Origin of the sequence: Flagellimonas lutaonensis, from assembly GCF_000963865.1 — a bacterium.
GTDB lineage: Bacteria > Bacteroidota > Bacteroidia > Flavobacteriales > Flavobacteriaceae > Flagellimonas_A > Flagellimonas_A lutaonensis.
Window position 1 is genome coordinate 189,103 of record NZ_CP011071.1, and the last position, 13,582, is coordinate 202,684.

At 42.5% G+C, this 13,582-nt stretch carries 16 protein-coding genes; 6 read left to right on the forward strand and 10 right to left on the reverse strand.

The genetic code is table 11. From position 1 onward, the window contains the following. The first annotated feature begins 133 nt into the window (after positions 1–133). Positions 134–889, forward strand: coding sequence for a DUF3179 domain-containing (seleno)protein (locus tag VC82_RS00855; RefSeq protein ID WP_084598132.1), 756 nt, complete (start codon positions 134–136; stop codon positions 887–889). 46 nt (positions 890–935) lie between these two features. Here the strand turns inward: VC82_RS00855 and VC82_RS00860 are convergent, their stop codons facing one another. Continuing rightward, positions 936–2,045 (reverse strand): glycoside hydrolase family protein, encoded by a 1,110-nt coding sequence (locus VC82_RS00860; protein WP_045800714.1) that lies wholly within the window; start codon positions 2,043–2,045, stop codon positions 936–938. A 118-nt stretch (positions 2,046–2,163) separates the two neighbouring features. Here VC82_RS00860 and VC82_RS00865 point away from each other — a divergent pair, with 118 nt between their 5' ends. Both VC82_RS00865 and VC82_RS00870 read left to right on the forward strand, forming a co-directional pair. Continuing rightward, a complete protein-coding gene (locus tag VC82_RS00865) occupies positions 2,164–2,775 on the forward strand; it encodes an FMN-binding negative transcriptional regulator (RefSeq protein ID WP_045800715.1) in 612 nt (203 codons plus the stop codon). A gap of 13 nt (positions 2,776–2,788) precedes the next feature. Further along, entirely contained in the window at positions 2,789–3,169 is a 381-nt protein-coding gene (locus VC82_RS00870) for a hypothetical protein (RefSeq protein WP_045800716.1), read from the forward strand. A gap of 75 nt (positions 3,170–3,244) precedes the next feature. On the opposite strand, the gene VC82_RS00875 is transcribed toward VC82_RS00870, so the two are convergent. Then, positions 3,245–4,942 carry a PorP/SprF family type IX secretion system membrane protein gene (locus VC82_RS00875; RefSeq protein WP_084598133.1) on the reverse strand — a complete coding sequence of 566 codons (1,698 nt, stop codon included), beginning with the start codon at positions 4,940–4,942 and terminating at the stop codon, positions 3,245–3,247. A gap of 388 nt (positions 4,943–5,330) precedes the next feature. Between VC82_RS00875 and VC82_RS00880 the strand changes: the two genes are divergently transcribed. Then, the gene (locus VC82_RS00880; protein ID WP_045800717.1) at positions 5,331–5,750 is read left to right on the forward strand and encodes a DUF2141 domain-containing protein; all 420 of its coding nucleotides are present in this window, start codon (positions 5,331–5,333) and stop codon (positions 5,748–5,750) included. 103 nt (positions 5,751–5,853) lie between these two features. On the opposite strand, the gene VC82_RS00885 is transcribed toward VC82_RS00880, so the two are convergent. Then, positions 5,854–6,333 carry a Dps family protein gene (locus VC82_RS00885; RefSeq protein ID WP_045800718.1) on the reverse strand — a complete coding sequence of 160 codons (480 nt, stop codon included), beginning with the start codon at positions 6,331–6,333 and terminating at the stop codon, positions 5,854–5,856. A 99-nt stretch (positions 6,334–6,432) separates the two neighbouring features. Here VC82_RS00885 and VC82_RS00890 point away from each other — a divergent pair, with 99 nt between their 5' ends. Continuing rightward, on the forward strand, positions 6,433–7,374 hold the full coding sequence (locus tag VC82_RS00890) for a LysR substrate-binding domain-containing protein (protein ID WP_045800719.1): 942 nt from the start codon (positions 6,433–6,435) through the stop codon (positions 7,372–7,374). Here VC82_RS00890 and VC82_RS00895 read toward each other — a convergent pair. Then, on the reverse strand, positions 7,371–7,760 hold the full coding sequence (locus VC82_RS00895) for a hypothetical protein (protein WP_045800720.1): 390 nt from the start codon (positions 7,758–7,760) through the stop codon (positions 7,371–7,373). The genes VC82_RS00890 and VC82_RS00895 overlap by 4 nt on opposite strands. A 79-nt stretch (positions 7,761–7,839) precedes the next feature. After that, complete coding sequence (locus tag VC82_RS15350; protein WP_084598135.1) at positions 7,840–8,037, reverse strand: hypothetical protein; 198 nt, start codon at positions 8,035–8,037, stop codon at positions 7,840–7,842. Positions 8,038–8,146: 109 nt separating this feature from the next. Here VC82_RS15350 and VC82_RS00905 point away from each other — a divergent pair, with 109 nt between their 5' ends. Beyond that, positions 8,147–9,457: a D-alanyl-D-alanine carboxypeptidase/D-alanyl-D-alanine-endopeptidase gene (locus VC82_RS00905; RefSeq protein ID WP_045800722.1), complete on the forward strand. Its 1,311-nt coding sequence runs from the start codon at positions 8,147–8,149 to the stop codon at positions 9,455–9,457. A gap of 68 nt (positions 9,458–9,525) precedes the next feature. Here VC82_RS00905 and nudK read toward each other — a convergent pair whose 3' ends face one another. The 5 genes from nudK to VC82_RS00930 form a co-directional block, all read right to left on the reverse strand. Continuing rightward, the gene (nudK, locus tag VC82_RS00910) at positions 9,526–10,128 is read right to left on the reverse strand and encodes a GDP-mannose pyrophosphatase NudK (RefSeq protein ID WP_218917636.1); all 603 of its coding nucleotides are present in this window, start codon (positions 10,126–10,128) and stop codon (positions 9,526–9,528) included. 49 nt (positions 10,129–10,177) lie between these two features. Beyond that, positions 10,178–10,981: a patatin-like phospholipase family protein gene (locus tag VC82_RS00915; RefSeq protein WP_045800723.1), complete on the reverse strand. Its 804-nt coding sequence runs from the start codon at positions 10,979–10,981 to the stop codon at positions 10,178–10,180. Positions 10,982–11,072: 91 nt separating this feature from the next. Then, positions 11,073–11,507, reverse strand: a complete 435-nt coding sequence (locus VC82_RS00920; RefSeq protein ID WP_052698848.1) for an Hsp20/alpha crystallin family protein — start codon at positions 11,505–11,507, stop codon at positions 11,073–11,075. 92 nt (positions 11,508–11,599) lie between these two features. Next, entirely contained in the window at positions 11,600–12,076 is a 477-nt protein-coding gene (locus VC82_RS00925) for an Hsp20/alpha crystallin family protein (protein WP_052698849.1), read from the reverse strand. Between the two features lie 200 nt (positions 12,077–12,276). Further along, positions 12,277–13,467 carry a phospholipase D-like domain-containing protein gene (locus VC82_RS00930; RefSeq protein WP_045800724.1) on the reverse strand — a complete coding sequence of 397 codons (1,191 nt, stop codon included), beginning with the start codon at positions 13,465–13,467 and terminating at the stop codon, positions 12,277–12,279. Between the last annotated feature and the right edge of the window lie 115 nt (positions 13,468–13,582).

The following is a 13,582-nucleotide window of genomic DNA, read 5'->3' on the forward strand; positions in this document are numbered from 1 at the left end:
CGAAGAAAGGTCCAGAAAACTTCTGGGCCTTTTTTGCATCATAAAAAAGTGTAAGCGTTTTTAAAATTTTAGGCGTGGTATCTGTAATTTTCAAAGCATTCTCACTACCAAAAACATATTCAAAACTTTTGCTATGAGATTTCTTGTTTTTTTCCTCATTCTTTCCCTTCCCCTTATTTTGAATGCCCAACGCCCTAGTGCGTTCAACAATGGTAAGTTCTTTGAAAGGCATGGTACAAGAATGCTCTATGGCGGATCTGAAGATAATCAACATTTCATCATCGACAATCTTGATTTGGATCCCGGGCAGTTTCACTACGGATTGGGCCGGGAGCGTTTTCCGGCACTTTTGCAACCCACGTACCTTACGGTCATGGAAGCTGATAGGTACTGGAGAGACGACAGCCGTTTTTTGGTGGCCAAAAAAGGGGGTGAGGTAAAGGCTTACTCCGTTCGAGATTTGACCCGGCATGAGGTGGTCAACGATGTTTTGGATGGTGAGCCCATTTTTGTCGCCTACTGTATTCTTGCTGATTTGGGTGCCATTTACAAACGCACCTATGGTGATAAGACCTTCACCTTTGCCGTGAGCGGGTACACTTACTACGACCCCGATGTTTGGGATGGTTTGGACGGATTTATTCTTTGGGACAGGGAAACCGAAAGCCTTTGGTGGCCCTTGATAGACAAAGCGGTCTCAGGACCTTTGAAGGGGGTAAGGTTGCAAAAACTCAAAGCCATTCACTGGGAAGATACCACTTGGAGGAACATCAAACAGAACTATCCGGATGCCAAAATCATGAAATCAGGTTTGGACTATAAGCGGCCCAAATCATGGAAAAAATACAACGATGTTTCAGATATCGTGAAAACCTACTCGAACCGATAAAACCGAGCAACTGTCCTTACCATTATGGAAAACCAATAAACCCCTTTTACTCTTGTTCTGAATAGTCTTTATAAATCGCCTCTTCAAAGGCTTTCCAATGGGCTTCGGTCATGCGTTCTGGGGTAAACAGGCATATTCCCTTGGCCCCGTTTTGCATGGAAACAGCAATGGCCGTGCCCAGCTCTTCGGGCAACAAGCCGTGGTTTTCAGGGTCGTTTTCATTGGTTTTGTTTTCAGGTTTGGGGCAGATAAAAAGTCCGCTATAAACCGGCTTGCCATTGGCAGCCACAACTTCTTCGGCCACCATTTCGCCGACCCATTCAGGTCCCTTGAGATAAAAATCGTTGTAGTTCATGGGGTAAAAGGCATCCAAGTTCCAGTTGTTCCATTCTTGGCGCACCAGTTTTTTGGCGATTGAAGGACCTGGAAAAACCGCTGCATTTATTTTTTTTCCCTTGGCATGTACCACTTCGGTAAGGTTGTTGACCGTATTGGTAATTAAATCGTAACGGTATTGTTTCCATTCCGGTACCTGAGCCGGGTCTTCGGCCTCTTTGATGTCGATTCCGGTCTTTTCCATGAAATCATTGGTACACTGTTCACAATAACAGTAGTCGTACTGCGGATATTCGCGGTCCATTACCAATCCATATTTATCCCAAAGTCCACGTGCCAAGATCACATCTGGGAACCGGATATAATCCAAATGGACGCCATCGACCTCTTCGACCTCGGCCACACTGCCGTAAAGTTCTGCCAAAAAGTGCTGTACCCCCTCTTTGTTGGGGCATAAAAAAGTATAGTAGGGCACATAGGCCGGCTTTTCAAGGGCTGATTCGCCCAATCCATTAGTAGCGTACCATTCGGGTTTCAGTTTCGGATTTTTGCCCTGCACCATGGTGGGTATCCATGTGTGGAACTCCAATCCCACTTCTTTGGCAATGGCCCCTACCCTTTTGTAGGTGGCGGGGTCATGGCCGCCGTTGTACATCAACCCATCTATGCCCTTGTCTTTATAATCTTTAAACCGGATCTTCAATTCTTGATCGTTTGCCTCACCGGGCCCACTGGTCCAAGCATATACCGGTATCTTTGACTTTTCGGCGCAAGAAGTCGCCAGTAAAACGAGTAGCAGCAGGGTGAAAAATTGTCTCATTGTGAACTATGTATTGTTTTTGTGCTGAAAAATACCGAAAGCTTTACATGATTATGCATATTTTAGATTAACAACATTGCAGAAAACCTTAACGGCACCCAATCAGTAAAAAACGCTCATGTACATTCCCTTACACTATAAAAATGAAAATTTCACAGAGGTAAAGGATTTTTTGGCCCAGAACAGTTTTGGTATCCTTGTGAACCAAGTGGACAAAAGGCCTTGGGCCACCCACATACCATTGGAACTGGAAAAGGATTCTTTTGGCGATGATGTATTGGTGGGACACCTAGCAAAGGCCAACCCCCAATGGAAATCGTTCGGTGACGAACAAGAAGTGCTCTGTATTTTCAACGGTCCGCACGCCTATGTATCTTCTTCATGGTACAAAGAGGAAGAAGTGCCCACCTGGAACTATATTGCCGTACATGTATATGGGAAACTGACCATACTTGATGAAAAGGCCACTATGGAGGCCTTACACCGATTGGTCGACAAGCACGAAAAGGATTCGGATAAACCCATCTCCCTGCACAATATGTCGCCCAAAACCCTGAGGCAGGTAAAAGGGGTGGTCGGTTTTCAAATAAAGATCACTGAAATTCAGGCCGCCTATAAACTATCGCAAACGCGCCCTGAAGACCATGCCACCATCGTTGCCCGTTTAAGGGAGCGGGGTGTAACAGAAAGTGAAATTGCACGACACATAAGAGAACAGTCCAATCAATAAAAACAACCGTACCATGTTACACAGTAAATTTTGGCAGGCCTTCTTCGCGCTTGCCCCCATCTTGATCGGAATACTTTCAATAGGGTTTTGGATGTACTTCGTCGTAAACCTGATCACGAACATAGAAACGGCTGAGGCCTCTGGCGGTGAAGTGGAAGCTTCGATGATACTCGGCAACATCGCCTGGTTTGTGATTGTAATAATGCTGATCATACTCATTTCGTTATCGAGTTTGGTGTTCTACATAGTGCATGCGGTGCAGAACCCCAACCTAAAAGGCAATAGCCTACTGGTGGTCTGGATCTTGCTCTTCGTTTTTGTAAGCGGTATTGGCCAGTTGATCTACTGGCTGGTCGAAATTGTCGGAAAACGGAACGACCCAAAAGTAGAATAGGCACAAAAAAGAAATGGCCCGGGGCGAGGGCCATTTCAAAAATCGGCTCCTTAAAGAAATGGAGCGACCGAACAATCACTCATCGTCAAACAATGTCTCTGCATAGTTTGAATATCGTGGGTTCTCAACATGCATGATCCACATGTCTTGGTTATACTTACCGTTCAGTTGTGAGCCGTATGCGCTTCTAGCGGCCATATCGTCATCAAAATGTGCCAAATACACATAGTTGAGGCCATTCTCGGGATTTTTAAAGTACTTCGGATTCAACCCCTTGGTTTTCAGTTCTTTTATGAACCGGTGTAAATAGTTTTCGTTACCGAAAACATTGACTATGAGGTAATGCCCTTTGCCGATGCCGTCGAGTTTTATATATTTTTCAATGGGTTTAAAGGCTCCCCCTGTAAAAACGCCGGTTTGCTTTTCTGTTTTGCGTGTCGCTCGCGTAATCGAGGCAATATCGTTCTTAAAGGTGGCCGCCTTCACGTTCTTTGTCAAAAAGAGCTCTTGGGCTTTTTTCTCGATATCGGGTTTGTTGTCATGGTTTTCTTTGCGTACCATTCGCATCACCATTTCAAACCGTTGCTCTAGATCTCTTTGGCGGTTGGTTTCCATTGAATCCAATCGAAAGATCAACTCATCGATAATGGCCAGGTTCATGCGTTGTTGCTCTTTTATCTTGGCCAACTCTTCCTCAAGTGGGGTCAAATCGGCATCGGCCTTACCAGGTTTATCTTCTTGACCGGTTTCTTCGACTATTTGGACCAACCTTTTATCATCTTCTTCAGCCACATACAAGTTTTTGGTAAGATTTGGGACAAAAGAGTATGCTACTGAAATTTCATGGGTTACCCCAAGATTGTTCAATGAGTTATTGAATCCCTTCTCAAAATTGTAACCGAACGACAAGCGCTTGTTAAGGTTAAAACCTGTACCCGCAGATGCCCCGTAGTATTGGTCATATCCACCCTGTATCCAGCCTAGTTTGGGCAGGTCGAGAATGAGGCCCCCGCCAAAAATCGGTTCTTGGCTTCCCTCAAAACGGGCCCTGGCCAACGGCATCAATCGCCCATCTTCAAAGATGCCCCTTCCATTTTTGAATTCATGTGCATACTGTAGGTGGCCAGAAAAAGTCTTTCCATTCACTTCTGAAAGCATTTCGCCACTTTTCAGATTAAAATCGAACAGATTCTGTGCAAATACACCCACATCGAACATACCCAGAGAAAGGTTAAGACCGGGTTGAAAAGATATGATCGAGCTATCCTCAAGGTCGTCTAACAAAGGGTCTTCTTGCAGGGCTACCGCACGACTTTCGTCGAAACTGCTCTTGTAATAGGGCAGGTTAAAACCAAAACTAAGATCGGTGTTCTTGCCAAGTCGAATACCATGGGCGTAATTGGCCATGACCCCAACATTTGAAATTACACCTGATTGTTGGTTGTAGACACTGAGCCCAAGCCCTGTACGATTATTGAGTACCGCACTGTAGCTCAAAAAATAATTTTGTGCATTGTCTTGAAAGTCTGATCCTTGACTACGATGGAAAAAATTAAGATAGGTCTTGTCTTCACGAACCGTAGAAAAGGTCGGGTTGATCAAAAACCTGTTGAACTTCATCAAGTTCTGAAAGGGCACGTTATAGGCCACATAGGGGTTTTCGCTCTGTGTGTGGGCATTGGGCGAAAATAGCAAAAGGCACACTGCCATAACCAAAGTACTTTTGCCCATTAGTGGCCTTATGCTAAAACTGGGGGTAGTTATTGAAGCCATAAGCTGAGTATTTTGGATTAATCACAATCCCAACCAGATCTAGGCCCATCAACATTAGAAACAATAAGAAGACAAGAATATCCATAACAGGGTAATACTTGATCATAGGCTAAGTTTGCATTTGGGATTGCAATTGTAATATTACATACAATTTGGATGAATGACCAATTTTTTCGATGAAATGCGCCAAAACATATAATTTTTTATAAGAAAATACTTATTTCGTTTTTTTAAGTCTAGACTATATGGTACGATAGTCTTCTGGGTGCAAACATGTATCGCCGCCACAGTTCAACCTGAAAATTCAACAATTGGGTTCAAACGATTATTTCGATGGCAAAAGTTCCCTGATTTTTGACCTATCAATAATTACTTAAAAACAAGAAACATGAAAAACTTATCAATCATCTTCGCACTCCTTTTTACCAGTTTTGTAAGCATTGCCCAAGAGAATAAAGGTGTTACCGTAACGGTGACCATAGAAAACGTACTGTCAGATGGTGGCACCATATTGGCAGGATTGCACACAGCCGATACCTTTATGAAAGGGCCCGGAGTGGCAAACGCCATGCAGCCTGCAAAAACTGGCGAACTGACCCTGACCTTTGAAAATGTTGAACCTGGAAGCTATGCCATCATGGTCATGCACGACAAGAATGATAACCAGCGCATGGACTTCGAAGAAAACGGCATGCCGAAAGAGAGCTACGGTATGTCGGGCAATGAAATGACGATGGGCCCACCCACATTCGATGCTGCAAAGTTTGAAGTATCAGACGAGGATATACAACTCAACATTCGCTTTTAAAACATAATCGTAAGGCATTGTATATGTTTAAAAAAGCGCAGCTGAAACTTTTTCAGCTGCGCTTGATTTATTCAAAGTCATCCCTAGTTGTAGGGTATTCAAATCATACCTCTTCTGCCAACCAGGCCTTCATCATCCAAACGGTTTTCTCCTGTTCTGTGATAAAATCGCTCATCATGGCGTTGGTGCCTTCATCGTCAGCATCATCTGATGTGTGTAAAATATGGCGCTCGATATTCAACAGTTCCTTCAAGGAATCAACAATGAGCCGAATGGCATCCTCATCTTTTGTGATGTTAATGCCCACAGGCACCTTCGAATGCTTGATATAATCCTCGAAGGTATGCTGTGGCACACCGCCCAAGGTCAATATTCGCTCGGCAATTTCATCGACCTTTACATTTGCATCGGTGTAAAGCTCTTCAAACTTTAGGTGAAGGTCAAAAAAGCGCTTGCCCTTAATGTTCCAATGAATTCCCCTTAAATTTTGGTAATAGCGTTGAAAATTCGCCAAGAGTACATTCAACTCTTGGGCCAAGGCTCTTGACTTGTCCAAATCCAATCCTATACTGTTTGTTCTCATGTTCTGATTTTTAAAGGTATAAAGATATTGAATTACAAAGTTGATTTCTATAAGATTTATCGATTGTTTTTATATCTTTATCGGCACTAATTATTCAATATGACCATTACACAATTACAGTATGTTTTGGCGGTGGCCGAATACCGAAACTTTACCTTGGCCGCCCAGAAGAGTTTTGTTACACAGCCCACTTTGAGCATGCAGGTGCAAAAGCTCGAAGATGAGTTGGATGTGCTCATTTTTGATCGTGGCAAAAAACCCATAGCCATTACAGAGGTAGGCAAAAAAATCGTGGCCCAGGCCAAAAACATTGTGGCCGAGGCCGAGCGCATCAAAGATATCGTCGACCAAGAAAAAGGGTTCATCGGGGGTGATTTCATATTGGGCATCATACCTACAGTGATGCCAACCTTATTGCCGATGTTTCTGCCAACGTTTGTCAAAAAATACCCAAAGGTAAACCTGATCATCAAAGAACAGGCCACCGATACCTTGATCCGCAACCTTCATGACGGGCATATCGACGCGGCCATTGCTGCCACCCCCCTTGAAATTGAATTCATTAAAGAGCGACCCCTGTACTATGAGCCGTTTGTGGGCTACGTTCCACCAAACCACCGTTTGGCAAAGGCACAAGAGCTATCAGCCAGTGATCTAGACATACATGATGTGCTTTTGTTGCAAGATGGGCACTGTTTTCGTGATGGCGTGATCAATCTGTGCAACTCATCCCGAAACAGGGTTGCTGAGCATTTTCAAATTGAAAGCGGAAGTTTTGAGACCTTGGTCAATTTGGCCAACGAAGGCATGGGCATGACCCTGTTGCCCTATTTGAACACCTTGGAACTGGATGCTAAGAAGAGAGGGAACCTTAAGCATTTTAAAAATCCGGCACCGGCACGCGAAATCAGTCTAATCTATCATAAAAGCGAGTTGAAAATACAGATAACCGAGGCGCTCAAAGAAGTAATTTCAGGTATTGTAAGAGGGGCCATCGCTTTTCAAGACGTAAAAATCATAAGTCCTTTGAACAAAAGTTAGTTGCGCCTTCGATAGCGATATGAACACTCTTCTATACAACCAATAAATCCTAATATCATCTTATCGCCTTTCAGTTGAACATTAAATCTCAGTTGGTTGTTTTCCTGGGGTAAAATCGTCAATATTTGGTTATCATCATCAAAGCCATAATTTCCCGAAACATCATTTGAAGAGTTTTTTCTGCTGAAAGAACCATCGCTCTTAAAATGATAGATTTCTCCATCTTCTACCAAAGTCCATTCTTTGACGATATCCCCTGGACTTATTCTTGTGGCCTCCAATTCCCATTGGCCAATAATTTTACTGTTACCAATGGGCATCTCTGAAGAATTGTCTTCCTCACAGGCTAAAAAAGAAACAGAAAGCAATAAGATTACGATTCGCATTTTGCTTTTTTTTAATAGAGTCGAAAATGCGGGGTTGGTTGCGAAAAAAAGCCCTGACAAAATTGCCAGGGCTTTTTTCTCATGCTTTTAAATACATTAAACTTGTCTGCAATTCTGGTTTGTCCAATACAAAATATTGTAACCAGATCTTTAATTCTTCAATTTCATTTGGCAATAGCCTTGAGATTGCTTTTTTCAATTCTCTAGCAAAGAGTTTTGCATCAAAACTGACTTTCTGCAAGACAGTTTTGGTATACTCTAACATAGCTCTGGCCATATGTCAAAAAGTTTATTTGGTTTACTGGGTTGCACCCCAATTTACCTATAAAAGATATATCTTGGTTGGCAAAACACGTTAAAATTTAGATAAGTTGTTGTTAAAATCGATGAACGACAGATCGCAACTGCCTTTAAAACAACACATTACGAAGACATGGGTCTATGTGTTGATTTGCTTGTTGGTTATGGGTGCCTGCGCTCCCGCCAATCACCTAAAAATCAAGAAACAGGTCGACATAAACCTGTCTCAGACTCTTTTCGAAAACCATTTTTCGGGTTTGTTGGTCATTGCCCCCGAAACCAATGATACCCTCTATGCCCAAAACAGTAAAAAATACTTTATCCCGGCCAGCAACACCAAGATATTTACCCTTTTTACCGCATTGAAGCTGCTACCTGAACACGTGCCTTCACTAAAGTACTTGGGTATGAACGATACCCTCTATGTTGAAGGCACCGGCGATCCATCTGCCTTGCATCCTTATTTTAACGACAGTACGGCCCTAAATTTTCTGAAAGAGCATCAACATATCGCCCTTTTTCTAAACAATTTTCAAGACGATCGTTTTGGTCCCGGCTGGGCTTGGGGCGATTACCAGTGGTACTATTCCCCGGAACGTTCGCCCCTGCCCCTGTATGGCAATGTGGTGACCGTTTATAAAGCCGATTCGTTGGTGGTGTCACCCTCCTATTTTGCCGATAAGCTTATTGCCTTGGATTATCGATTGCAACGTGAGGAAAACGAAAATGTGTTCTATTTCGACCCGGCCAGAAAAGATACGGTTGAAATCCCCTTTCGGGTCGACAGTACCTTGACACGCCATCTTCTGGAGGAGGCGCTACAGAAAAAGCTCACCGTTGTAAACAAAATGCCCGAGGGTGAAAAGCAGGTATTATTTGGTATGTCGAGGGATTCGCTATGCCGCAGAATGATGTTGGAAAGTGATAATTTCTTGGCAGAGCAGCTATTGGTCATGGCTTCTTCTACCCTATCGGACACCCTATTTTCACAAAAAGCACGCGCCTTTGTTCTCGATAGCCTGCTCACCGATCTGAAACAGCCTCCTCGATGGGTCGATGGGTCTGGCCTCTCGCGCTATAACCTCTTCACACCCGAGTCAATGGTTCAGGTGCTGCACCATCTTTACAAGGAAATGGATAGAGACCGATTATTCGGATTCTTTCCGGCAGGCGGAGTATCGGGCACACTTGAAAAATGGTATGCAACCGAAGGAAATCCCTATATCTATGCAAAAACAGGAAGTTTGGGGAACAACCACAATTTAAGCGGTTATCTCATCACCAAATCAGGTAAGGTATTGATATTCAGTTTTATGAACAATCATTTTCGTCTGCCATCAGCTGAAGTAAAAAAGCAGATGCAGGCCATATTCGAGTTTATGCGCGATACTTACTGAAGAAAATTTCAAATTTCAAATTCCAAAAAAAAAAACAATTTGGTGCATGGAGCTTGCAACATGAGGTTTTAGCAGATCAACTTGTTGATCTGTGCATACTGCAACAACATAATGGTCTTGGCATCTTTTATTTCGCCTGATTCAATCATTTTTAGGGCTTTGCTGAAGAGCATTTCGAGCACCTCGATGTTCTCGTGCTCATCTTCGGCGCCACCGCCCTGGCTTACTTTCATGGTATCTGTGTACTGCCCAATAAAAAAGTGAAGGATTTCTGTGACCGACCCCGGCGACATATATGATTCAAATATTTTTTTGACGTTGTCAATCTTATAGCCTGTTTCTTCCTCGACCTCTTTGATGATGGTCGCCTCAGCATTTCCATTTTCCAAAACACCCGCACAAGCCTCAATCATCATTCCATCTTCATTCCCGTTCAAATAGGTGGGCATTCGAAACTGCCTTGTCAAGACCACTGTTTTCTTTTGTTTGTTGTACAAAAGAATGGCAGCCCCGTTGCCACGGTCGTACACTTCCCGTACTTGGGTTTCCCAGCTTCCGTCATCCTTTTGGTATTCAAATGTGAACTTTTTGAGCCAATGCCAGTTATCTGACAATAGTTCTTCATCAATGTTGCGCACCTTACCCATTGTTTGAATGTCTTTGTTCTGCATTCAAATATATGGCATTGACCAACGTACCGCTTTGGAAAGTTGCAAAGGGTCAAATTGCCAAACTTTTTACAATAGGGGCTGCTTCTTCCTCCAATACCTTGCTGGCATATTCGTAACCGATCATATAGGCTTTTTCAATGCCTTTTTTATCTAATACTCCAATATACTCGAGTCCCTTAGGTTTGAATAGAAGGTCAACAGTGTTGAACTTGCCCATCGAATTGGCATACAACATCAACGATTTGGCCCGATTGGTAATATCATACGAGTTGTTCATGCCCGTAGCACCTATTTCTTTTACAGCGGTGGTGTACGAACCTATGATCACGTCTGCCCTGCCTTCAAGCGGTTCCACGGGAAAATTGTTCATGATACCGCCATCTGCATAGAGGTAACCATTAATTCGAACCGGGCTAAAAACAGGAGGTAATGCTGCTGATGCCAGAAGCGGTTTGTAAAGTGATCCTGAGCAAAAATATTCTGATGTACCTTTCTGCAGATTGGTGGCCACTATATGCAACTCTTTTTGCAATGCCTCAAAACTATCTACTGGAAAATGTGTTTCCAAAAAGGCAATGTATTTATCGGTATCAAAGAGGCCCGGTTTATTGATGGTCAAAAAGTTATATTTAAAGAGCGGGGTTTTTCTAAAAAAGGCCAGCATATCTATGGTGCTGGCCCCGTTGCTGTACAGAGCACCTACCAATGCACCTGCGCTGACCCCCGATATAATTTCGGGAAATATGCCATGCTCGTTAAGAGCCTTCAAGATACCAATATGGGCCATGCCCTTTACCCCACCGCCAGAAAGTACAAGGCCTACGACTTTGTCTCTTTTAACTCCTGTTTTCATAAAATATGTTTTGTGCCAATGGTCGTTTTTTCAATGGTGCAAGCCGGCAGGGTTCGATAAGGCCCCTTCTCCACTTTTTTTAAGCGTTCCCTTACGCTATCTTTATACTTCTTTTGTTGCTAAGGCTTTTGTCTTTGCCCACCTTGATGTCTAGACGGCCGTTCTTCATTTTTGCCTGAATGCGGTCTGGGTCCGCATTGCTGGGCAATTCAAAAGCCCTATAGAAAGAGTTGCTTACAAACTCGGTTCGCACCCAGTTTTTGTTTTTTTCTTCATGGCTCTGTTCTTTATGGGCACTTACAACCAAATAGTTATCATTTACCTCAATTTTAACATCTTTTTTATCAAGACCGGGCAGAGCCAACGACAGTTCAAACGCCTCTTCACCATCACTGATGTTAGTTGAGGGAATGGTCACCAACTCTTCCGTGTCTTTGTTCTTGTTGGGCAGCAGTTTACCAACAAATTTATCAATAAATGGGGGAAATTTTATATCTGTTCCGATTTCCTTTCCGAATACTTTCATGGCACTACACTTTTATTTTTGATTGAACAAGTTGACTTATAAATAAAATAGGGAGCCGCATCCCTGAATAGAGCGACCCCCTTGTCTAAGTCTTATGAGATTTTGATGGTCTTGGCCGGTTTTTGAATGGCCTCTTCTTTTTTGGGAAGATGAATGCTCAAGATACCATCTTTGTACTTGGCCTCAATTTTATCATCATTCACTGTTTCAGGAAGCGAGAATGTTCGCTTGAATGATGCATAGCCAAACTCTCTTCGGGTATAGTTGTCTTCTTGCACTTCATCATGGTTCTCCATATCGGCAGAAATAGAGAGAACATGGTTGTCTAAATCTACCTTAAAATCGGATTTTTTGAGTCCTGGCACAGCCATTTCCACAAAATAGGCATCCTTGGTTTCCCTAATGTTTACTTTAGGCAAGGTTATGCCTTTATTGAAGTTTGAAGTAAATACAGATGGCATGTCCATGTTGAACATTTCATCGATCCAAGATGACCATGCTGGAAAGGTAAGGCCGTTTGAATTTGCGATTGCCCTACTTCCATTTCTTGTGGTTACCATATTGCTCATAGCTACACAAATTTTAAAAGTTAGACAATAATTTCAAACCAGAACCAAATTCTTGATTCCGTTAAGAACATAGCAAAATTAATGCCAAAATATGATGAGTGCCGAGGTTGCAATTTATCTTAATTTAAAAGGTCAAATTGACACTTAACACCTGTCATAACAATACATGAGGGGTGACATTATTTCATAAAATCATGCCATTATTCTATTTGATAGTCTTTGTTCTTATCAGTCATCCAATAAAGAACTTTTAGGCTTTGCACTAAAATAAAGTAGTGCGATTTCCAAAGAAAATGATAAATCGGAGATGGTTTCTCAAAATCTTTTTTAGAAATTTTCAGACAATCTGTTTTAATAATTTGCCGGAGTTTTGTAGAAAAATCGCCCACCACCTTCAAGTCAAAAATTTCTACATTTAACTCTATACTCAATAAGTCGCTTAAATCATTCAAGTTATAAGATCCGACCGTGCACCATCTATCGTCAGCAACTGCAACTTTGGCATGTAAAATAGCGGGCTGGTACTCATAAATGTGTATGCCTTTGCGCAGTAAGCGGCCATAATAATATTTCACCGCAGTTGAGTAAAACAGTACATCCGATTTATGTGGAAGCACTAAATGGATATCTACCCCCCTTCTTGCAGCACCCTCCAACAATTTCAATTGACGATAACTGGGAAAAAAATAACTTGCGAACAGTAGTACCGAATGCTGTGCATTTCGAATGGCCCTGTGATAACTTTGTCGAATTTGTAGTTTATTCTTGAAAAAATCATTTTCGAGTACGTTTATTTCTTTCAGATTTTGGTGATCGTGCTTTAACCAATGGTTTTCTGCCACCACTTTTTGTACACTTTGCTTTTTAAGGATTCTAATAGCCAAATTATGAAGTCTAACACAGACCTCGCCCTCTAAAAAAACAGCAAAGTCGAGCCAGGGAAGTGATTTGTGGGTACCGTAATAACGATTGGCAATATTAATGCCCCCAACAACGGCCCGATGGCCATCTACCACCAATAGTTTTTGGTGCAGCCTGCGACCCATACGAATTGGAACTGAAAGCCGGAGTTTTGAGAAAAACCGAACCTCAATGCCCGAATCATGAAATTTATTGAGAAAATTGTTGGTCAAGTGCCCACTGCCAAAGCCATCGAGTACAAGGTAAACTTTAACGCCCCGATTAGCAGCCCTTATCAGCGCCCTTTGAACAAGAATACCGGTGCTGTCATTCTCAAAGGTGTAGATCTGTAAATGAATTTCGTTTCTTGCCTCTTCTATAAGCCGAATATATTTTCTGAAATACAATGGACCCCCTCTGAAAATTTCACTTCTTGAAGTGGTTTTATCCCTAAGCTTCCTGGTCTCTTTGTCTGGTTGGTTGTTTGGCATCCCGCAATTTAATATTAATCACATAAAAACTTCCAAGAGCATCAATGTTTTAATCTATGTTAAAAAGCAGAAAATTCTTGTTTGCAGCTTTTTTCCCGCCTCTATCGACGAACTG